Origin of the sequence: Streptomyces sp. CA-294286, assembly GCF_050947155.1 — a bacterium.
Taxonomy (GTDB): Bacteria; Actinomycetota; Actinomycetes; order Streptomycetales; family Streptomycetaceae; genus Streptomyces.
This window is the reverse complement of record NZ_CP192005.1, coordinates 1,681,736-1,703,361: the sequence shown is the minus strand read 5'-3', so window position 1 is coordinate 1,703,361 and position 21,626 is coordinate 1,681,736. Positions and strand designations below refer to the sequence as shown.

At 73.8% G+C, this 21,626-nt stretch carries 11 protein-coding genes; 8 read left to right on the top strand and 3 right to left on the bottom strand.

Translation table 11 applies throughout. From position 1 onward, the window contains the following. Positions 1-79: 79 nt before the first annotated feature. The 5 genes from ACQPZG_RS12085 to moeZ all read left to right on the top strand — a co-directional run bounded on the left by ACQPZG_RS12085 (position 80) and on the right by moeZ (position 7,151). Entirely contained in the window at positions 80-2,068 is a 1,989-nt protein-coding gene (locus tag ACQPZG_RS12085) for a DUF3492 domain-containing protein (RefSeq protein WP_433545809.1), read from the top strand. Next, complete coding sequence (locus ACQPZG_RS12080; RefSeq protein ID WP_433545808.1) at positions 2,065-3,792, top strand: hypothetical protein; 1,728 nt, start codon at positions 2,065-2,067, stop codon at positions 3,790-3,792. Before ACQPZG_RS12085 ends, ACQPZG_RS12080 begins: the two co-directional genes overlap by 4 nt. A 309-nt stretch (positions 3,793-4,101) precedes the next feature. Next, positions 4,102-5,109 carry an NAD-dependent epimerase/dehydratase family protein gene (locus tag ACQPZG_RS12075; protein WP_433545807.1) on the top strand — a complete coding sequence of 336 codons (1,008 nt, stop codon included), beginning with the start codon at positions 4,102-4,104 and terminating at the stop codon, positions 5,107-5,109. Then, complete coding sequence (locus ACQPZG_RS12070; protein ID WP_433545806.1) at positions 5,097-5,909, top strand: spherulation-specific family 4 protein; 813 nt, start codon at positions 5,097-5,099, stop codon at positions 5,907-5,909. Before ACQPZG_RS12075 ends, ACQPZG_RS12070 begins: the two co-directional genes overlap by 13 nt. 63 nt (positions 5,910-5,972) lie before the next feature. Beyond that, positions 5,973-7,151: an adenylyltransferase/sulfurtransferase MoeZ gene (gene moeZ, locus ACQPZG_RS12065; protein ID WP_433545805.1), complete on the top strand. Its 1,179-nt coding sequence runs from the start codon at positions 5,973-5,975 to the stop codon at positions 7,149-7,151. A gap of 28 nt (positions 7,152-7,179) precedes the next feature. Here moeZ and ACQPZG_RS12060 read toward each other — a convergent pair whose 3' ends face one another. The 3 genes from ACQPZG_RS12060 to ACQPZG_RS12050 all read right to left on the bottom strand — a co-directional run bounded on the left by ACQPZG_RS12060 (position 7,180) and on the right by ACQPZG_RS12050 (position 13,380). Beyond that, positions 7,180-8,793: an alpha/beta hydrolase gene (locus tag ACQPZG_RS12060; protein ID WP_433545804.1), complete on the bottom strand. Its 1,614-nt coding sequence runs from the start codon at positions 8,791-8,793 to the stop codon at positions 7,180-7,182. 142 nt (positions 8,794-8,935) lie between these two features. Continuing rightward, positions 8,936-10,510: an alpha/beta hydrolase gene (locus tag ACQPZG_RS12055; protein WP_433545803.1), complete on the bottom strand. Its 1,575-nt coding sequence runs from the start codon at positions 10,508-10,510 to the stop codon at positions 8,936-8,938. An 83-nt stretch (positions 10,511-10,593) separates the two neighbouring features. Continuing rightward, the gene (locus ACQPZG_RS12050; RefSeq protein ID WP_433545802.1) at positions 10,594-13,380 is read right to left on the bottom strand and encodes a lysylphosphatidylglycerol synthase domain-containing protein; all 2,787 of its coding nucleotides are present in this window, start codon (positions 13,378-13,380) and stop codon (positions 10,594-10,596) included. 182 nt (positions 13,381-13,562) lie between these two features. Here ACQPZG_RS12050 and ACQPZG_RS12045 point away from each other — a divergent pair, with 182 nt between their 5' ends. The 3 genes from ACQPZG_RS12045 (at position 13,563) to ACQPZG_RS12035 (ending at position 21,625) form a co-directional block, all read left to right on the top strand. After that, on the top strand, positions 13,563-13,952 hold the full coding sequence (locus ACQPZG_RS12045) for an MGMT family protein (RefSeq protein WP_433545801.1): 390 nt from the start codon (positions 13,563-13,565) through the stop codon (positions 13,950-13,952). Positions 13,953-14,313: 361 nt separating this feature from the next. Further along, positions 14,314-17,712 carry an ATP-dependent helicase gene (locus ACQPZG_RS12040; RefSeq protein WP_433545800.1) on the top strand — a complete coding sequence of 1,133 codons (3,399 nt, stop codon included), beginning with the start codon at positions 14,314-14,316 and terminating at the stop codon, positions 17,710-17,712. A 76-nt stretch (positions 17,713-17,788) separates the two neighbouring features. After that, on the top strand, positions 17,789-21,625 hold the full coding sequence (locus tag ACQPZG_RS12035) for an ATP-dependent helicase (protein WP_433545799.1): 3,837 nt from the start codon (positions 17,789-17,791) through the stop codon (positions 21,623-21,625). The last annotated feature ends 1 nt before the right edge of the window (position 21,626 follow it).

Here is a 21,626-nt window from a genome sequence, read left to right as displayed (position 1 = left end):
CATGTCCGCATACGGTCGGTCCCGCTGCGAGTCGCCGTACCAACGGCGGCTGCCCACAAGGGAGATCGGGGGTGTCCACGTGCGGATCGGACTGCTCACGGAGGGTGGTTACCCGTTTGCCACCGGTGAGTCCAGGTTCTGGTGCGACCGCCTCGTGCGCGGGCTCACGCGGCACGAGTTCGACGTCTACGCCCTGAGCCGCAGCGAGGAGCAGGAGGAGCAGGGCTGGGTCCCGCTCCCGCCGCAGGTGCAACGCGTGCGGACGGCTCCGCTGTGGTCGTCCGAGGCGGACTTCAGGACGTCGTACGGACGGCTGGGGGCGCGCTCCCACGGGCGGCGCGAACGGCAGCGGTTCGACGAGCACTTCGGGGCGCTGGTGTCGGCCGTCTGCGCGGGGGAGACGCCGGGCGCGCGCGTTCCGGGCCCGACCGGAACCGGCCCCGCGGCCGGTGCGGCGTCCGTCGGCGAACGGTTCGCCGCGGGACTCTACGGCCTCGCCGAACTCGCCCGCGAGAAGGGCGGTGTGCACACCGCCCTGCGCTCGGAGCGCGCGGTGCGCACCCTGGAGCGCGCCTGCCGCGCGCCGGGCGCACCCCGCGTCGTACAGACCGCGAAGGTCTCCGACCACCTGGTCCTCGCCGACCTCCTGGAACGCATCCTGCGCCCACTCTCCCTCGACTGGTGCGACGAGGGCGAGGGCGGACTCGGGGCGGTCGACCTCTGCCACGCCGCGTCGGCGGGCGCGGCCGCCCTGCCGGGGCTGCTGGCCAAGCGCTTCTTCGGCGTACCGCTGCTGGTCACCGAGTACGGCGTCCAGCTGCGGGCGCACTACCTCGCCGCGCAGGAAGCCGAGTTGACCGCCCCGGTCCGCACGCTCCTGGCCGGCTTCCACGGGCTGCTCGCCGCCGAGGTGTACGCGCAGGCCGCCGTGATCACCCCCGGCAACGCCCACGCACGGCGCTGGCAGGAACGCTGCGGCGCCGACCGGGCCAAACTGCGCACCGTCTACCCGGGCATGGACCCGGCGCGGTTCGCCGCCGTCGGCGAGACCGACGGAACGGGGGCGGACGGCACGCTGGTGTGGGTGGGCCGGATCGAACCCGCCAAGGACCTCGTCGCCCTGCTGCACGCCTTCGCGGAGGTCCGCGCGGCCGAACCCGGCGCCCGACTGCGCCTCGTGTCCGCGCCGGTCACGGACGCCTCCGCCGCCGCCTACCTCGCGCACTGCCGGGCGCTCGCCGAGCATCTCTTCCCGGACGAGGCCGCCGACGCGCGTACGGAGGGGGAGAGCCCCGTCCTCTTCGAGGAACTCGGGGGGGCCGGCGCACCCGAACCGGCGGACGCGTACGCGTCCGGTTCGGTGGTCGTGCTGTCGAGCGTGGTCGAGGGCTTCCCGATCAGTCTCGTCGAGGCGTTGTTCTGCGGCCGGGCGACGGTGTCGACCGACGTGGGGGCCGTCGTGGAAGTCGTCGGCGGTACGGGGCTGGTGGTGCCGCCGCGCAACCCGCGCGCCCTCGCGGACGCCTGCCTGGCACTGCTCCGCGACCCCGACCGGCGGGCGCGCCTGGGCGCGGCGGGGCGGGCGCGGGCCCTCGAACTGTTCACCGTCGAGCAGAACCTCGCGGCCTTTCGCGACATCTACCTGGAGCTGGTCTCGCGCTGTCCCGTGCGGCGGGAACCGGCGGACGGGGAACCGCTGCCGTTCGCACTGGCCGCCGAGGCGTACGTGCCGGGATCCTGGACGGGCGGTGCCACCGGGGCACGCGCTACCGGATCCGGCGGCACCGCGTCCTCGCGCGCGGGCGCGGACGGAACGACAACGACCCGGGCCCGGGGCGGACTGGCGGTCCTGACCGAGCGCACGACGAAGGGCCCACTGCCGGACGACGCCGCGGAAGGCGACCCGGCGGACCGCAGGTCCGGTCCCGCGCGTCGCGCCACCGGGCCGGGTGACCGGCCCTCCGGGCCCGTGCAGCGGGCATCCGTACCGGGCGAGCGCCTCACCGCCCCGACCGCCCATCCCGGTGCGGCCGACGACACCGATTCCGTACGGGAGGTACGCCCATGACCACGCAGACGGCAGACCCGACGGGCATGGCGGAGACCCCCGCACACGGACTGGACCTGTCCGGCGCAACGGCCGTCGCCCCCCACCCGCCGGTGCAGCCCGCCGACTCCTCGCATTCGGCGAGCATCGTGCAGTCGGCGAGCACCCCGCAGGCGGCGACCGCAGTGCAGGCAGCGTTCCCCGTAGAGGCGGCGAGCACCGTGCACGCGGCGACCGCCATGCAGGCGGTGAGCACCCCGCAGGCGGCGACCGCGGTGCACGCGGCGCTCCCCGTGCAGTCGGTGAGCGCCGTGCAGGCGACGCTCCCCGTGCAGTCGGTGAGCACCCCGCAGGCGGCGACCGCAGTGCAGGCCGCGCTCCCCGTGCAGCCCGCGTCCGCGGTGCAGCCGGAGGCCACCGTGCAGGCGGCAACCGTGACGCAGCGTGCGCCCGGCGTGCGGGCAGGGACCGAGGGGCGGCCGGCGGCCGGCGGGCAGCGCGCGGCCACCGGGCGGGCTCCGGCCGCCGACCCGACGGAGACCGAGGGGCGGCGGGCAGGGACGCCCCGCTGGGCCGCGGCGGCCGGGCGCGTCGGGGCGTCCGGGCAGGCCGCGGTATCGGCGCGGACCGCGGCGCGCGTGCCGTCCACCCTCGCCCCGCAGACGCCCGCCGACCCTGTCCGCGTGCTCATGCACCGGCACCGCGAGCTGTGCGAGCGTGCCGTGGACCCCCTGGAGATCGCCGCCGGACTCGAAGCGCACGGCGTGACCGACCGCACCGCCGCCCGCTTCCGCCACCGGGACGTCTTCTCGCTCGCCGAGGAGCTCTACGCGCGCGTGCCGCGGACGGACGAGGAGGACGCCACCGCGAACGCGCCGGAACTCCCGGCGCGCGACGGCTCGCTGCCCACCGGGTGGGCGGCGTACGCACTCCTGCCGGGGGCCCTGTGCGCCCTCACCCTGCTCGGCGCGGACCGGGCGGCCGGCGGGCTGCGCGTCGCCCTGCTCGTCACCGGAGCACTGGCCACCGCCCTCGCCCTCCTGCTGTGCCTGCGCCACGGGCCGCTCCGCGCCGACGGGCACACCCCCTGGGCGCGCACCGGCTGGCTGCTGCTGTACGCGGTGCTGGGCGACGGCGTACTGACGCGGCTCCTCGGCGACGGGCCCCTGTGGACGCCCGCGCCGGCCGCTCTCCTCGGACTCGCGGCAGCCCTGGCCCCCGCCGCCTGGTGCGCCCGGCTGCTGACCGTACAGGCGCGTCGCAGGCTTGCCGTGAGCCGCGGTACCGAGGACTTCGGGTCTGCCGTCCGGCCCCTGCTGTTCGGCGTGTTCGGGCTCTACGCGGCGGCGCTGACGGTGCTGCTCTACGGCGCGTCCCGGCTCGGCATCGGCGGAGGCTTCGCCGTCTCGGCACTCGCGGTCGGGGCGCTGCTCTTCCTGGCCAGGCTGCTCGCCGTGCACGGTCTGCCGGACGCGGGCTCGATGGGGCTCACCTTCGCCTGCGCCGCGGAAGCCACCCTCCTCGGCTCCGTGCTCGCCTCGCGGCTTCCCGGGTGCGAGGCACTGGCCGGACCGGTGCGGCACGCGGTGCGCGAATGGGGCGCGGGAGCAGTGCCCGCCTTCGCCTGCGGAGCCGCCGCGCTGGGTCTCCTGGCGCACGCGGCAGTCGCCCTGTCCCAGGCCTCCGCACACGCGGTGACCTCCGCGTCCGCGGTCGGCACCGCACGGGCGGGGCGGCGCGGCTGAGCGGTCGGCGCCACCGCGCCACGAACCCCCGAGCCTCCTCCACGAGGAGGTTCGCGGCCCCCTCCTCCCACCACGGAGACCGGACCCTTCGTCCTGGCAGAGGGTCCGGGCCCGACGAAGACCCCGGCCGTCGCGAAGCCGACGACGCCACAGCCGGTGCTCCACCCCACCCGTCCCTGTCCGTTCCTGCACCACACCGATCACCACCGCACATCCCGTACGACACCCTCAAGGAGAACGACACATGACCCCCCCACCCCCTCTCCCCGTGCAGCCCGTGCGCGTCCGTCGGCACCGAGGGGACGCACGATGAGGGTTCTGCTGCTCGGCGCCAACGGATACCTCGGCCGCTTCGTCGCGGACCGTCTCCTCGCCGACCCCGCCGTCCAGCTCACCGCCCTCGGTCGGGGCGACGACGCCGACGTACGGTTCGACCTCGCCACCGGCAGCCCGGGAGCGCTCACCCGCTTCCTGGACGCCGTGCACCCCGGTGTCGTCGTCAACTGCGCCGGGGCCACCCGGGGCGGCGCCCGCGACCTCACCCGGCACAACACCGTCGCCGTCGCCACCGTCTGCGAGGCCCTGCGCCGCAGCGGCTGCGGGGCGCGGCTGGTCCAGCTCGGCTGTGCCGCCGAGTACGGGCCCTCCCAGCCGGGCTCGTCCACCGCCGAGGACGCGGTGCCGCGCCCCGGCGGACCGTACGGCGTCAGCAAGCTCGCCGCCACGGAACTCGTCCTCGGCTCGGGCCTGGACGCCGTGGTCCTGCGGGTGTTCTCGCCGGTCGGCCCCGGTACCCCGGCCGGATCCCCGCTCGGCCGGCTCGCCGAGGCTATGCGCCGCGCCATGCAGTCCGGCGACGGCGAGCTGAAGCTCAGCGGGCTCGGCGTGCAGCGCGACTTCGTCGACGTACGGGACGTGGCGCGCGCCGTGCACGCCGCGTCGCTGTCCGCCGCCCAGGGCGTCGTCAACATCGGCACCGGTCGCGCGGTGCGGCTGCGCGACGCCGCCGCCGTCCTCGCCCGGGTCGCCGGGTACGGCGGGGCGCTGCACGAACTGGACGCCCCCAACGGGTACTCCAGCTCCGCCGCCGCCAGCGCCGCCGTGCGCAACGGCGGCGTCCCGACCATCGGCGCGCCCCGGCCGTCGGACGCGCTCACCGAGCACCTCGGGGCGGCCCCGTACCCGTACCCCGACGGGTGCGGCAGCTGGCAGCAGGCCGACGTGCGCACGGCCCGCGACCGGCTCGGCTGGCGGCCCCGGATCAACCTGGAGGAATCGCTCGCGGACATCTGGATGGAGGCGGCGTGCCGCATCTGAGCACCTCCGGTGCCGTCCGCCCCGTCATCGGGGCGGACCGGCTCGGGATCGGCGTCCCCGGATACGCGCACCCGCTCCTCGCGCCGGTGGAATGGGCCGAACTCCTGCGGTTCTCCCGTCCGTACGCGGCGGGGGCCGGGCTCGCGGCCCCGCTGCACTGGGTCGTGCTCAACGTCGCGGAGGGGCCGGGCGCCCGGCCCGATCCGCACTGCCTCGAAGCCGTGGGGCGGCTGCGCAACGCGGGACTGAGGGTGCTCGGACACCTCGATGCGACGTACGGGGCGCGGGGCTTCGGCGAGTTGGTCTCCGACGCCCGGCGCTTCCTGGACTGGTACCGGGTCGACGGCTTCTACCTCGACCGGTGCTCCGGCGAGCGGGCGGAACTGCCCGCGACCCGGCGGCTCACCGACTCCCTGCGGGCGATGCTCCGGGGGACGGACGCCCTCGACGGCGGCCGGATCGTCCTCGGGCACGGCACCCATCCGTACGCCGGGTTCGCCGAGACCGCCGACCAGTTGGTGACGTTCTCCGGCCCCTGGACGGACTACCGGTGGTCGCAGGCGGCCGCATGGACGGCCTCCTATCCGGCCTCCCGGTTCTGCCACCTGGTGCACGGGGTGCCGCGCACGCATCTGGAGGAGGCGCTGCGCATCGCCCGCTGGCAGGGTGCCGGGACGATCTGGTTCACCGACCGCACGGACCGGGACAGGGCCGGTGAGCAGGTGGGCAGCCCCTGGGAGGCGCTGCCCGGCTACTGGGACGAAATCGTCTCGCGGATCGGACCGGGTGTCTCGGAATGAGAAGGGGCGTGGCAGTGTTACGGGGAGAACAACCGTATTGATATACCGACCAACGGAGTTCCCGTGTCGCTGCCACCCCTGGTCGAGCCCGCTGCCGAGCTCACCGTTGACGAGGTCCGTCGGTACTCCCGCCACCTGATCATCCCGGACGTCGGGATGGACGGGCAGAAGCGCCTGAAGAACGCCAAGGTGCTTGCCGTGGGTGCCGGCGGCCTCGGGTCGCCCGCTCTGATGTACCTGGCCGCCGCCGGAGTCGGCACGCTCGGCATCGTCGAGTTCGACGAGGTCGACGAGTCGAACCTCCAGCGCCAGATCATCCACAGCCAGGCCGACATCGGCCGCTCGAAGGCCGAATCCGCGAAGGACTCGGTCCTCGGCATCAACCCCTACGTGAACGTCGTCCTGCACGAAGAGCGGCTCGAAGCCGAGAACGTGATGGAGATCTTCTCCCAGTACGACCTCATCGTCGACGGCACGGACAACTTCGCGACGCGCTACCTGGTCAATGACGCGTGCGTGCTGCTGAACAAGCCGTACGTCTGGGGTTCGATCTACCGCTTCGACGGCCAGGCGTCCGTGTTCTGGTCGGAGCACGGCCCCTGCTACCGCTGCCTCTACCCGGAGCCCCCGCCGCCGGGCATGGTCCCCAGCTGCGCCGAGGGCGGCGTGCTGGGCGTGCTCTGCGCGTCGATCGGCTCCATCCAGGTCACCGAGGCCATCAAGCTCCTCGCGGGCATCGGCGACCCGCTGGTCGGCCGCCTGATGATCTACGACGCCCTGGAGATGCAGTACCGCCAGGTCAAGGTCCGCAAGGACCCCGACTGCGCGGTCTGCGGCGCGAACCCGACCGTCACGGAGCTCATCGACTACGAGGCCTTCTGCGGCGTCGTGTCCGAGGAGGCCCAGGAAGCGGCGGCCGGCTCCACGATCACTCCCAAGCAGCTCAAGGAGTGGATCGACGCGGACGAGAAGATCGAGATCATCGACGTCCGCGAGCCGAACGAGTACGAGATCGTCTCGATCCCCGGCGCGAAGCTGATCCCCAAGGGCGAGTTCCTGATGGGCACCGCCCTGGAGAACCTCCCGCAGGACAGGAAGATCGTCTTGCACTGCAAGACGGGTGTCCGCAGTGCGGAAGTCCTCGCCGTCCTCAAGTCGGCGGGCTTCTCGGACGCGGTGCACGTCGGCGGCGGCGTGATCGGCTGGGTCCACCAGATCGAGCCGGAGAAGCCGGTCTACTAGGACCTCTTCGCACCACCGGCGGCGGGCACTACGAGCAGACGGTGCCCGCCGCCGGTATTTTCCCGTCCAGCACGTACGCGTCCACGACCTGCCGCACGCAGGCGTTCCCCGACGGGTACGCGCCGTGCCCCTCGCCCTTGTACGTGACGTGCACGCCGACCCCCCGGCCCAGTTCCTCCGCCATCCGCAGCGATCCCTCGAAGGGCGTCGCCGGGTCGCCCGTCCCCCCGACGACCAGGATCGGCGCGGCGCCGGGGGCCGACACCTCCGGCGTCTCGTGCGCCCCCGGCACGGGCCAGGACGCGCACCAGCCCGCCAGGTCCCAGGCCAGGTAGGGCCCGAAGACGGGGGACACCCGGCGGAAGTCCGCCAGGTGCTTCGCCCGGACCTCCCGGGCGCTCATCCGGCCCTTGGTGTCGGCGCAGGAGATGGCGCGCTGCGAGTGGTGCGCGGTGCTGTAGTGCCCCTGCCGGTCCCGGCCGTTGTACGCGTCGGCCAGGCGCAGCAACGGCGTCCCGTCGCCCCTCTCGGCGGCCGACAGGGCCTCGGTCAGGGCGGGCCAGCTGCTCCTGCTGTAGGGCGGGGCGATGATCCCGGTCAGCGCCAGGCTCTGGGTGAGCTCGCGTCCCGGACCGGCGGGCAGCGGTGCCGCGTCGAGCCGCTCCAGCAGGCGCACCACGCGTGCCGTGCCCGCCCGGGGCGTCGTACCGCCGCTGCGGAAGTAGTTGTCGAGGGCCCGCTGGAAGCCGAGGGCCTGGTTGCGGGAGTGCCCGACGAGGTCGGCGGACGGGTCGATGACCGCGTCCAGGACCAGCCGCCCCACCCGCTTCGGGAACAGGTGCGCGTACACACCGCCCAGTTCGGTGCCGTAGGAGAAGCCGACGTAGTGCAGCTTCTCGTCGCCGAGGACGTGCCGCAGCACGTCCAGGTCGCGGGCGGCGCCGGTCGTGCCGACGTGCGGGAGGATCTTGCCGGAGCGTTCGGCGCAGCCCGCGCCGAACGCCTTCGCGTCGGCGAAGTACGCCTTCTCCTCGGCGGGGGTGTCCGGGGTGGAGTCCAGGGCGAGCGAGGACTCCGTCGCTCGGTCGTCCCGGCAGACCACCTCGGAGCTGTCCGCCACCCCGCGGGGGTCGAAGCCGACCAGGTCGTAACGCCCGCGCAGGGTGCCGAACAGGTCGTCCATGGCGGGCAGGGCGGCGACCCCCGAGCCGCCGGGCCCGCCGAAGTTGAACAGGAGCGAGCCGATCCGCTTGCCGTCGCTGCCCGTTGCGCGCGCCCGGATCAGGGCGATGCCGAGGGTCTCGCCGGCCGGTTGCCGGTGGTTCAGGGGGACTTGGGCGGTGGCACACTGCCACTCGCCGCCCGGGGCCACGGCTTCGGCGCCGCGCGCCCTCACCGGGGCGGCGCACCCCTTCCAGGCGAGCTTCTGGTCCCTGACGGCGGCGGGAAGGGCCGACTCGAAGGACGCGGAGCCCGCGGGGCCGGACGTGGTCGGCCGCGCGGACGCGGCCCGCCCGTCGTCGGTCGCCCCCGGTTGCGGCGGCCCCCCGCCCGTACCGCAACCGGAAGCGGCGACAGCGGTCAGCACCACCGCCGCCACCCACCCGTGCGCCCGTGCTCGTACCGCCCCGCGCCGCGTCATGACAGGCCCCCCGTCGCACTGCTCCCCGCACCTGCCCCGAGTTCGAAAGCAAGTGCCCACATCCTAGGCGCGACCACTGACAGTGACGAAAAGTCCGTGCGGGGCCCGGTGCGTGCCGTCCCGCAGACCCGCCGGGGAGGGGCTATTCGCAGACCGTTCCCGCGGCGGGGACCTTGCCGTCGAGCAGGTAGCCGTCCACGGCCGACTTCACGCACGCACTGCTGCCGTTGTACGCGCCGTGACCCTCGCCCTTGTACGTCAGCTCCACGCCGACGCCCTTGCCCAGCTTCTCGGCCATCTTCCGGGCGCCCTCGTACGGTGTCGCCGGGTCACCCGTGGTGCCGATCACGACGATCGGCGCGGCCCCCGGAGCGCTCACGTTCGGTGTCACCCGCTGGCCGGGCACCGGCCACGTCGAGCAGCCGGACAGGCCCCAGGCCAGGAAGTCGCCGAAGACCGGGGATGCCGCACGGAAGTCGGCGACCTTCGACTTGGCGTACGCGAGGTCGTAACGCTCCTTGGAGTCCACGCAGTTGACGGCGGCGTTGGCCGCTCCGATGTTGCTGTACGTACCGTCCTGGTTGCGGCCGTTCATGGCGTCCGCGAGGACGAGGAGCAGGGAGCCGTTGCCGCCGTCCGCCTCGTCGAGCCCCTGCTCCAGGTACTGCCAGAAGTCCTTCGAGTAGAGCGTCTGGACGATGCCGTTGGTGGCCTGACTCTGCGTGAGCTGCCGCCCGTCGCCCGCCGGGATCGGCTTCTTGTCGAGGCGCTGGAGGAGCGCGACGATGTTGTCCTCGATCTCCTGGGGGGTGCTGCCCTCCAGCCGGCAGTCGTCGCCGCGCGCGACGCAGTCCTTGGCGAAGTTGTTCAGCGCGAGCTGGAAGCCCTTCGCCTGGCCCAGCGAGCTCTCCTCGGCCTTCTGCGTGGGGTCCACCACCGCGTCGAACACGGCCCTGCCGACCTTCTTCGGGAACAGGTGCGCGTAGACGCCGCCCAGTTCGGTGCCGTACGAGATGCCGAAGTAGTGCAGTTCGTCGTCGCCCAGCACCTGTCGCATCAGGTCCAGGTCCCTGGCCGCGTCGACGGTCCCGACGTGCGGCAGCATCCCGCCGGAGTTCTGTCGGCAGGACTCGGAGTACTTCTTGAGGCCGTCGGCGAACTGCTTCTCCTCGGCGGCGTCGTCCGGGGTCATGTCCGAGGCGTAGTACGCGTCGAGCGTCTTGGCGTCCGCGCACTCCACGGGGGCGCTGCGGCCCACCCCGCGCGGGTCGAAGCTGACCAGGTCGTAGCGGGAGCGCAGCTTCTCGTAGTCCTCGGCGGCGCTCGGCAGCGTGGTGATGCCGGAGCCGCCGGGGCCACCGAAGTTGAAGATCAGCGAGCCGATGCGCTTGTTCCTGTCGGCTGCCTCGGCCCGGATCAGGGCCAGTTCGATCCGGTCGCCGTCCGGCTTCGCGTAGTCGCGCGGCACCTTCATCGTGGCGCACTGCCAGGGGGTGCCGCCGGGCAGCGGCGACGGCTTGCCGCCCTCGCCCTGGGCGGAAGTGGGGGCCGGACACTCCGCCCACGTCAACTGTTGCGCGGAGAGGTCCTGTTTCTTGTCGCCGGAGTCCTTGTTGCCGCTCGTTCCGCCGCTCCCGCCGGAACACGCGGACAGGGACAGCAGGAGGGCGGCGGAGGCGGCCAGCACCGGAGCGCGCCGCGCGGAAGAGGTAGCCATGCCCCCCATCGTGCGCTGTGGCCCTTCGGGCCGCGCGCGCCGGGGTCCATGCGAGTGCCGCCGGGCGCGTGCGGACGGGGCGGCTAGAGCGCGCCCTTGCGGGTCATGCTGTTGAAGCACAGCCAGCCCGGCAGCACCGGCAGCCAGAACGTCAGCAGCCGGTACAGCAGTACGGCGGGGGTCGCGACGTCCGGGGGCACCTGCGCAACCACCGTCAGCGCGGTGAACAGGGACAGTTCGACCGCGCCGACGCCGCCCGGTGTCGGCACCGCCGAACCGGCCGCGTTGGCCGTCAGGAACACCACGGCGATGAGGGCGTAGCTGAGATCGTCGACACTGCTGCCCCCGAAGGCGCGGATCGACGCGTCCAGACACATGATGAAGACGATGGTGAGCATCACCATGCCGCCGATGCCGGTGGCCAGCTTCTTGGGCCGCTGCAGCACGTCGAGCATGCGCGGGACCACACCGGCGAACAGCGAACGCAGCCGGGTGACGATGAACTTGCGCAGGAACGGCACCGCCGTGACGATCATCGCCAGGACCGCCGCCGTCAGCAGACCGGCGATCACCGTCCGGGACGGGTTGTCCCAGGAGGTCTGCTCGGTTCCGGTCACATAACCGAAGATCATCAGCAGGCCGATGTGGCTGGCCAGGCCGAACAGCTGGGACGCGCCCACACTCGCCACGGCCAGTCCCGGGCGCACTCCCGCCTTCTGCAGGAAGCGGGTGTTGAGCGCCACACCGCCGATCGCGGCCGGGGCCACCAGTTTCACGAACGATCCGGCCACCTGCGCCTTCACGGTCTGCCAGAAGGGCACCTTCTCCGGGACGAATCCCAGCAGGCTCATCGCCGCCGCCACGTAGCTGAGCGCGGAGAGCAGGGCGGCCACCAGGACCCAGCCCCAGTTCATGGTGGCGAACGCGTCCGTGACCGGATTCTTCAGCAGGCTCGAAATCAGGATGTACGCGGCGAAGGCGCCCGCCAGCACGCTGATCAGCGTGCGCGGTGTGATGCGCTCCAACCGGACCGCCTCGACCGGCGCCTGTGGGCGGATGAGCAGCACCTGGTGGCGGATCTGTGTGAGCAGGTCCTCCTCGCGGGCTCCTTCCGTGGCCTCGTCGAGGGCCTCCTTCTCGGCCTTCTTCTCCGCCCGTACCGCCTTGCGCCCGCCGGGAGCCGCGGCCTTCTCGTCCCTCTCGCGGACGCGGGCCTCCTTCGCGAGCCGCGAGGCTTCGAGCACCGCCTCGCGGTGCCGCTGCGACCGTTCCCGGCTCAGCCGGCGCAACGTCGCGCGCGTGGAGCGGCTCAGCGCGATCGGCTGGAGGAGGGGGAGGCTGTCGGCGACCCTGTCGGGCCCCAGCACCTTCACGGCGGCGGCGACGGCCCGCTCGGCCCCCGTCCGCAGCCCCAGGGTCGTCAGGAGCTGCGCCACGTCCATCCTCAGCACGACGTCGCTCGCGGCGATCTCGCCGCCCCGCAGATCGGTGAGTATCACCGTGCCGGAACGATCCACCAGAATCGCGTCACCGGCGAGCCGCCGGTGCGCGATGCGCCGTGACTGGAGGGCTTTCACCTGACGCCAGGCGTCCCGCATCAGCTCGTCGGTGATCGCCTCGTCCGGCAGCGAGTCCAGCGTCCGACCGCCCAGGTGCTCGTACACGAGCATCACGGCGTCCGGTCCGAGCTCCGACGTCGCGATCAGCTTGGGGGCGTTCGCGCCGGCCGCGATGGCCGCGTAGGCGAGCAGCGCCTCCTGCTCCAGGGCCTGCCGCAGCGACTGGATGGAGCGCCGCTGGGTGATGCCGCGCAGGGTGACGCGCCGCCACACCCGGTAGAAGAAACCGTGCGCCTGCTGCTCGCGGTCCACGACGGTGATGTCGAGCGGTGGGCCGTCCTCCAGGGTGACGATGTAGCGCCGTCCCCGGTCGCCCTGGTCGGTGAGGTCCAGGGGCTCCTCGGCGCGCATGGCGCTCACCGGGCGGAAGCCCACGTGCCGCAGTCCGGCGAGGAGGGTCTGCCCGGTGGGACGGACGTTGGGGGAGCCCACCGCGTAGAGGGTGGCGTAGGCCACGGTCCAGCCGATCAGGACGGTGACGACGATCGACAGGGGTGTGGTCTGGCCGCTGACCAGCACCGTGAACGCGTTGACGAGCAGTACCGCCCACAGCGCGACCCGCCAGCGCGGCCTGCGTGCCATGCCGACGGCCGTCATGTACGCGATGACGGGGGCGAGGTAGCCGTGCACCGGGTCGGTGAGGACGTTGCCGCCGTCGGGGGAGATCCGGGTGAGTGCCTCCCGGACGCTGTCGGGCGCGGGGCCGGACACCCACAGGTCGGTGGCGAGGGCGACACCGTGAGCCAGTACGGCGGCCAGGACGCCGTCGGCGATCCGCAGTCCGTCACGTTTGATCAGTCGCTCGATGGCGAAGCCGACGGGAAGGATGAGGACGGCGATGCTGGAGATGAGGCCGGCCAGCCGCACAAGGACGACCGGGGTCTGCTTGGTGCCCTCCAGGATGTCCTTCTCCAGCCCGGAGGCGGTGCCGTGCGCGAACGCCGCCAGGGCGATCACACAGACGATGCCGAGCAGCCCGGTCAGCAGCCGTACGAGGTCGGCGGGGCGGTGCACGCGGGCCGCGAGCAGCGGCTCGTCGCCGGAGACGCGCTCCACGTACCCCTCGTCGCGGAGGTCGGTCTCCGCGGAGCCGGAAGCAGACCCCCCGGAGGAGACGAGCGTCGCACCGCTCGTGGCGGTGCTCGCACTGTCCGTGACGGTGGTCTCCGCGAGTTCCTCCTCCGCGAGAGGGCCGCCGGAATCCGGCCGCGGGACGGCGTCAGGAGCGCCTGCCGCCTGCTGTGGCTGCACGTCCTGCTCCTTCGTCGTCGTCTCTTCGTCTTCTGGTCTCACCGGTCACCGCCCGGACGATGGTGGCACGACCCGGTGGGGAAGGGGGGCCTCAGGGTGTTGTGCCCCGATTTGCCACGCGTGCGGAGCGCGTGCCCGCAGCACGGACCGCACTGTCGGTGCCGTGGTGCAGGATGGTCCGGATGAGCGAAGATCCTGCCGTGAGCGACGAGCTCCCCGAGTACGCGGAACGGGTCCTTGCCGTCGCGGAACAGATCCCGCCCGGCCGCGTCATGACGTACGGCGACGTGGCCGAGTGGCTGACCGAGGGCGGCCCCCGGCAGGTCGGCCGGGTCATGGCGCTGTACGGCGGGGCCGTGCCCTGGTGGCGTGTGGTCCGCGCGGACGGACACCTGCTGCCCGGTCACGAGCTGCGCGCACTGGAGCACTACCGGGCCGAGAGCACCCCCCTGCGCACCGCCCCGCGCACAGCCGAAGGACACCTGCCGCGCCTCGACATGCGGCGGGCCAGGTGGGACGGCGGTGCGGCCCCCGGCGGCGACACCGGAAGCGGTCGCGGGGACGGCCCCTGAGACCGGGTGCGGGGCGCGGCGGATCGTACGGCTCACACAGACCAGCTTCCGCCATGGCGCGCCCCCGGGGGCTGTCCGGCGACCGTACGGAGTACCCGCCGCCGCCCCCCGGAGGCCCCGCGCGGACGCGCGGGGCGTCGGCCGTCGCGACCCCCGCCGTCGCGGAGCCGCTGCGTCCAGTGCGCCTCCTGGCGTAGCGTCGGCAGCACGCGGTACGTGCGGCGCGCACGCCCCAGCGGCCCCGCACGCCACGTACCGGACCCATACCCCTGTCACCGGGTCCCGCACCATCCGTACAGCGCGGTCGTCCCCCACGGCCGCAAGGCAGCCAGCACACCACCCACCAGGACCGGCGATCCACGTGAGCACCTCCTCCACCTCGGGCCCCCCGGGGACCTCCCGGAACCAGCCGCGCACCTCCCACCGGCGGCCCCGGCGGTCCCCGGGCGCGTACCGACTGGTCCGGACGGCCCCGGAGCGGACGGGCCCCCCTCTGCTGGACGCACACCAGCGCGCGGTGGTTGACCACGGCAAAGGACCCCTGCTCGTCCTCGCGGGACCGGGCACCGGCAAGACGACCACTCTGATCGAGGCGGTCGCCTCCCGGATCGCCGCCGGGGGCCGCCCCGAACGCATCCTCGTCCTGACCTTCAGCCGCAAGGCGGCCGTCGAACTCCGCGACCGGATGGCGCTGCGCCTGGGCGCCCGGCAGGCCCCGCAGGCCACCACCTTCCACTCGTTCTGCTACGCCCTGGTCCGCGCCCACCAGGACAGCGACCTGTTCAGCGAGCCGCTGCGGCTGCTGTCGGGCCCCGAACAGGACGTGGCGGTACGAGAGCTGCTCGCCGGCGAGATCGACCTGGAGAAGACCGGCCTGGCCCACGTCAGCTGGCCCGACGAACTCCGCGCCTGCCTCACCACCCGAGGCTTCGCCGACGAGGTCCGCGCCGTCCTGGCCCGCACCCGCGAACTCGGCCTGGCACCCGCCGCCCTGAGCGACTTCGCCCGGCGCACCGGACGCCCCGACTGGAAGGCCGCCGCGACCTTCCTCGCCGAGTACCTCGACGTCCTCGACATGCAGGGCGTCCTCGACTACGCCGAACTCGTGCACCGGGCGGTGCTGCTCGCCGAACGCGAGGCGACGACCGGACGGCTCGCCTCCGCCTACGACGCCGTGTTCGTCGACGAGTACCAGGACACCGACCCCGCCCAGGTGCGGCTGCTGCACGCGCTGGCCGGACAGGGACGCACCCTGGTGGCCTTCGGCGACCCCGACCAGTCGATCTACGCCTTCCGCGGTGCCGACGTCGGCGGCATCCTCGACTTCCCGCAGACCTTCCGCGCCACGGACGGCAGCCCCGCCCGGGTCGAGGTCCTCACCACCTCCCGCCGCTCCGGTGCCGACCTGCTGGCCGCCACCCGGCTGCTCACCCGCCGGATGCCGCTCACCAGGCTCCCCGCGGCGGCCGTACGGGCACACCGGGAGCTGTACGCCCTGCGCGACGGCGGCCGGGTGGACGTCTTCACCTACCCGACGGCGGGCGCCGAGCTCGACAACGTGGCGGACATCCTGCGCCGCGCACACCTGGAGGACGGGGTGCCGTGGAGCGACATGGCGGTCCTCGTGCGCGCAGGCGGGCGCACGATCCCTTCCGTACGGCGTGCCCTCACCTCGGCCGGCGTCCCCCTGGAGATCGACGGCGACGACCTGCCACTGCGCCACGAACCGGCGGTGACCCCGCTGCTGACCGCACTGCGGGCGGTCGCCCGCGCGGCCCTGGCCAACGCCCCGAGGACGCCCTTCACCACGACGGACCCCGCAGCGGGAACCGGACCGGACCCGGAACCCTCCGACTCCGGCGGCGGTGACGTCCTCGTGCCCTCCTGGCTCGGCACCGAGACCGCCGTCGAACTGCTCTCCTCGCCCCTGGGCGGCATGGACGCCGCCGACCTGCGCCGCCTGGGCCGCGCCCTGCGCGACGAGGAGCGCACCGCCGGCAACCAGGTGCCGCCGCCCTCCGACGTACTCCTCGCCCGCGCCCTCGCCGAACCCGAGCGGCTCGTCGCCCACGACCCGTCGTACGCCCGCGGGGCGCAGACCCTCGGCACCCTGCTGCGCAAGGCACGCGAACTCCTCGAAGGAGGCGGCACCGCCGAAGAGGCCCTCTGGGCACTGTGGGACGGCACCCCCTGGCCCGACCGGCTGGAGCGGTCCGCCCTGCGCGGCGGCCCCGCCGGACGCAACGCCGACCGCGACCTGGACGCCGTGTGCGCGCTGTTCGACACCGCCGCCCGCGCCGAGGAGCGCTCCGGGGGGCGCGGTGCGCTCAACTTCCTGGAGGAACTGGACGCCCAGGACATCGCCGCCGACACCCTCAGCAAGCGCGTCGTACGGCCCGAAGCGGTACGGCTGATGACCGCGCACCGGGCCAAGGGGCTGGAGTGGCGCCTCGTCGTCGTCACAGGCGTCCAGGAGGGCCTGTGGCCCGACCTGCGCCGCCGCGGCTCCCTCCTGGAGGCGGACCGCATCGGCCGCGACGGACTGGCCGAACCGCTCACCCCCGGCGCCCTCCTCGCCGAGGAACGCAGACTCTTCTACGTCGCGGCCACGCGCGCGCGTGAGCGTCTCGTCGTCACCGCGGTGAAGGCGCCCGCCGACGACGGCGACATGCCCTCGCGCTTCCTCAACGAACTCGGCGTCGAACCGCGCGACGTCACCGGCCGCCCGCGCCGCCCCCTCGCCGTCTCCGCACTCGTCGCCGAACTGCGCGCCACCACCGTCGACCCGGACGCCTCCCCCGCGCTCCGGGAGGCCGCCGCCCGCCGCCTCGCCCGGCTGGCCGCCCTCAGCGACGACAACGGGCAGCCGATGGTTCCGTACGCCCACCCGGACAACTGGTGGGGCCTGAACGAGCCGACGCACAGCGCGGTTCCGTTGCGCGACCGCGACCAGCCCGTCGCCCTCTCCGGCAGCGCACTCGACCAGCTCGCCAACACCTGTTCCCTCCAGTGGTTCCTGGGCCGCGAGGTCAAGGCGGACGCCCCCGCCACCGCCGCCCAGGGCTTCGGCAACGTCGTGCACGTGCTCGCCGACGAGGTCGCCTCCGGCCGCACCCCCGCCGACCTGGCCGTCCTCATGGAACGCCTCGACTCGGTGTGGGACGCGCTCGCCTTCGACGCCCCCTGGAAGTCCCGGCAGGAGAAGGAGCACGCGCGCGTGGCGCTGGAACGCTTCCTCCAGTGGCACGTCACCGACCGCGGGGGACGTACCGTCGTCGCCACCGAACACGGCTTCGACGTGACCTTGGAAGCGGGCGGCGAGTACGAGGTACGCATCCGCGGCTCCATGGACCGCGTCGAAACGGACGCACAGGGCCGGGCGTACGTCGTCGACTTCAAGACCGGCAAGTCCGCCCCCACCCGCGACGAGGTCGCCCACCACCCGCAGCTCGCCGTCTACCAGCTGGCGGTCCGCGAGGGGGCCGTGGACGAGGCGTTCGGCGGCGCGCGCCCCGAGCCGGGCGGCGCCGAGCTCGTACAACTGCGTCAGGCCGCCGCCAAGAAGGACGGCGGCGAGGCCGTGCCCAAGATCCAGGCCCAGGAGCCCCTGGCGGGGGAGTGGGTCGGCGATCTGCTGGCCACCGCCGCAGGGCGGGTACTGGACGAACGGTTCGCGCCGAGCACCGGCCAGCAGTGCACGCACTGCGCGTTCCGGGCCTCGTGCAGCGCCCAGCCGGAGGGCAAGCACATTGTCGAATGACCGCCACCACCGGCGTCGTGCCTGGTGAGAGACGCTGCGGACGGCGTTGTCAGTGGGGGCGGATAGCCTTTTCGAGGTGACCACCACTCTCACCGGCCCCGAGCAGCTCAAGCGGCTCCTCGGCATCCCGTTCACCCCGGAGCAGCTGGCGTGCATCACGGCGCCCACCGCCCCGCAGGTCATCGTGGCCGGAGCGGGATCGGGCAAGACGACCGTGATGGCCGCCCGCGTCGTGTGGCTGGTGGGCACCGGCCAGGTCGCCCCCGACCAGGTCCTCGGCCTCACCTTCACCAACAAGGCCGCCGGAGAACTCGCCGAGCGGGTACGCAAGGCCCTGATCGCCGCCGGGATCACCGACCCGGACGCCATCGCCCCGGCCACCCCGCCCCCGGGTACGCCGCCCGGGTCCGCGAACACCGGGGACCCCATGGGCGAACCCCGCATCTCCACCTATCACGCCTTCGCGGGTCAGCTCCTCACCGACCACGGGCTGCGCATCGGCCTGGAGCCCTCCGCCCGCCTCCTGGCCGACGCCACCCGCTACCAGCTCGCCGCCCGCGTCCTGCGCGAGGCCCCCGGCCCGTACCCCGCCCTCACCAGGTCCTTCGCCGCCCTGGTCAGCGACCTCCTCGCCCTCGACGGGGAACTCTCCGAGCACCTCGTACGGCCGCAGACCCTCCGCTCCTACGACACGGAACTGCTGCGCACCCTGCAAGGGGCCAAGCTCACCAACCCCGACCTGCGCAAGGTCCCCGAGGCCGCCGAGGCCCGCCGGGAACTCCTGGAGCTGACCGCCCGTTACCGGGAGCAGAAGCGCACCCGGGACCTACTCGACTTCGGCGACCAGATCGCGCTCTCCGCCCAGCTCGCCGCCCTGCCCGAAGTGGGCGAGGCCCTGCGGGGCGAGTTCCGCGTCGTCCTGCTCGACGAGTACCAGGACACCTCCGTCGCCCAACGCCTGCTGCTGTCCGGACTCTTCGGCGGCGGCACCGGGCACGCGGTGACCGCCGTCGGCGACCCCTGCCAGGCGATCTACGGCTGGCGCGGCGCGTCCGTCGCCAACCTCGACGACTTCCCCGAACACTTCCCGCACAGCGACGGCCGCCCCGCCGACCGCTACTCGCTCAGCGAGAACCGCCGCAGCGGCGGCCGACTGCTCGACCTCGCCAACGACCTCGCCGCCCCCCTGCGCGCCATGCACCACGGCGTCGAAGCGCTGCGCCCCGCCCCGGGCGCCGAACGCGACGGCCTCGTTCGCTGCGCACTCCTGCGGACCCACACCGAGGAGATCGACTGGATCGCCGACTCCCTCGCCCACCTGGTGCGCACCGGCACCGCGCCCGGCGAGATCGCCGTCCTGTGCCGCACGGCGGGCGACTTCCCCGCCCTCCAGGCGGCCCTGGTCGCCCGCGGCGTCCCCGTCGAGGTCGTCGGCCTGTCCGGGCTGCTGCACCTGCCCGAGGTCGCCGACCTCGTCGCCGTCTGCGAAGTGCTCCAGGACCCCGGCGCCAACGCCTCCCTCGTACGGCTGCTCACCGGGCCCCGCTGGCGCATCGGCCCCCGCGACCTGGCCCTCCTGGGCCGTCGCGCCCGCCTCCTCGTGCACCGGTCCGGCGGCGCCGACGACGACCCGGACCGCAGACTCGCGGAAGCCGTGGAAGGAGTCGACCCGTCCGAGGTGATATCGCTCGCGGACGCCCTGGACACGTTCCTGGACCCGGCGGGACAGGCGGACGACGGGCTGCCGTTCTCGACGGACGCGCGGGTGCGGTTCGCCCACCTGGCCCGCGAGCTGCGCGAGCTGCGCCGCTCGCTCGCCGACCCCCTGATGGACGTCCTGCACCGCGTCCTGCACACCACCGGCCTCGAAGTCGAACTCTCCGCCTCCCCGCAGGCGCTGGCCGCCCGCCGCCGGGAAACCCTCAACAACTTCCTCGACACGGCCGCCGGATTCGCCTCCCTCGACGGCGAGGCCACCCTGCTCGCCTTCCTCGGCTTCCTGCGCACCGCCGCCCAGTACGAGAAGGGCCTCGACCACGCGCTCCCCGGCGGCGAGAACACGGTCAAGGTCCTCACCGCGCACAAGTCCAAGGGCCTGGAATGGGACGTGGTCGCCGTACCCGGCCTGGTCAAGGGCATCTTCCCCAGCGAGCAGAACCGCGAATCCTGGACCTCCCAGGGCAAGGTCCTGCCGCACGCCCTGCGCGGCGACGCACAGACCCTCCCCGACGTGGAGGAGTGGGACGCCAAGGGCATGAAGCTCTTCAAGGAGCGGATGAAGGCCCACCAGCACACCGAGGAACTCCGCCTCGGGTACGTCACCTTCACCCGCCCCCGTTCGCTGCTGCTCGGCTCCGGCCACTGGTGGGGCCCCTCCCAGAAGAAGCCGCGCGGCCCGTCCGAGTTCCTGGAGGCGCTGTACGCACACTGCACGGCGGGCTTCGGCGAGATCGAGGTCTGGGCGGACCGCCCGGCGGAGGACGAAGGCAACCCCGCCCTCCAGGAACCCACCACGGACCGCGCCTGGCCGCTCCCCCTCGACGACACCGCCCTGGCCGCCCGCCGCCGCGCGGCCACCCTGGTACGCAGCCACCTGGACGCCCTGCGAGGCATGCCCGAACCGCCCCCGCCCCCGGCGCCGGGGGACGACTGGCTCCCGGAAGAGGCGTCGGACGACGCACCACCGGAGACCTGGGCCGACCCGGAGGAGTGGCCGGCCCACGACGAACTCGACGACTGGGACGCCCTGCCGACCCGTCGCCCGGATTCCGACGCGGTGCAGCACGAGGCACTGGGGGCCTTCGCTCCTGACGACGAATCCCTCGTCGCACGCAGGCATCCGGACCCGGACCCGTCACCACCGCCGTCTCCGTCAGCGCCCCAGGACCTTTCCCCGCTCCCGCTCCCGCTCCCGCCGCCCCCGACCCCCGGCGCCCACCCCGCCCCGGACCAGGGTCCGTCCCCCGCCCCGGACCAGAGGCTGCCCCCCGCCCCGGACCAGAGGCTGCCCCCCGCCCCGCACCGGGCCCAGGACGCGTACCCCACCCCGCACCCCGCCCCGGACCCGGACCGGTCCCCGGACCCGGACCGGACCCCGGACCCGGACCGGACCCAGGACCCCCATCCCACCCCGCTCCCGGCCCCCCTCACCCCCGAGGAAGCCCGCGCCGTCGATTCCTGGGACCGGGACCTCGACGCGCTCACCAGCGAGCTGCGCCGGGCCCGCGCCGGTACCCGCGACGTGCCCGTCCCCCCGGCGCTCTCCGCCACCCAGCTCATGCGCCTCGCCGCCGACCCCGACGGCTTCGCGCAGGAGCTCGCCCGCCCCATGCCCAGGCCGCCGCAGCCCGCCGCCCGCCGCGGCACCCGCTTCCACGCCTGGGTGGAGTCCCGCTTCGAGGAACTGCCGCTGCCCATGCTCGGCCCCGACGAGCTTCCCGGCGGCGACGAGGACGACGCCGAGATCGCCGACGAGCGCGACCTCGCCGCCCTCAAGGAGGCGTTCGAACGCACCGAGTACGCCCGCCGCACCCCGTACCGCACCGAGGCCGGGTTCCACCTCACCCTCGCGGGCCGGGTGATCCGCGGCCGGATCGACGCCGTCTACCGCGACGAAGCCACCGGCACGTACGAGATCGTCGACTGGAAGACCAGCCGTACCCGTGCCGCCGATCCCCTCCAGCTCGCCATCTACCGGCTGGCCTGGGCCGAGCTGCACGGACTGCGCCCCGAAGAGGTCCTCGCCACATTCCTGTACGTACGCAGCGGGGAGACCGTCCGCCCCGCAGACCTCCCAGGCCGCCGGGAACTGGAGCGCATCCTCTCCGGCGACCCCGCCCCCGGCCCCGGCGGCACCCCCTCCGACCAGCGCCCGCACCGGGCGCAGGACGCCGCACCCCCACCGGAGAGTTAGG

Coding starts and splice junctions, on each gene's coding strand:
- ACQPZG_RS12080 (WP_433545808.1), top strand. CDS start 2,065: ATGACCACGCAGACGGCAGACCCGACGGGCATGGCGGAGACCCCCGCA.
- ACQPZG_RS12075 (WP_433545807.1), top strand. CDS start 4,102: ATGAGGGTTCTGCTGCTCGGCGCCAACGGATACCTCGGCCGCTTCGTC.
- ACQPZG_RS12060 (WP_433545804.1), bottom strand. CDS start 8,793: ATGACGCGGCGCGGGGCGGTACGAGCACGGGCGCACGGGTGGGTGGCG.
- ACQPZG_RS12055 (WP_433545803.1), bottom strand. CDS start 10,510: ATGGCTACCTCTTCCGCGCGGCGCGCTCCGGTGCTGGCCGCCTCCGCC.
- ACQPZG_RS12045 (WP_433545801.1), top strand. CDS start 13,563: ATGAGCGAAGATCCTGCCGTGAGCGACGAGCTCCCCGAGTACGCGGAA.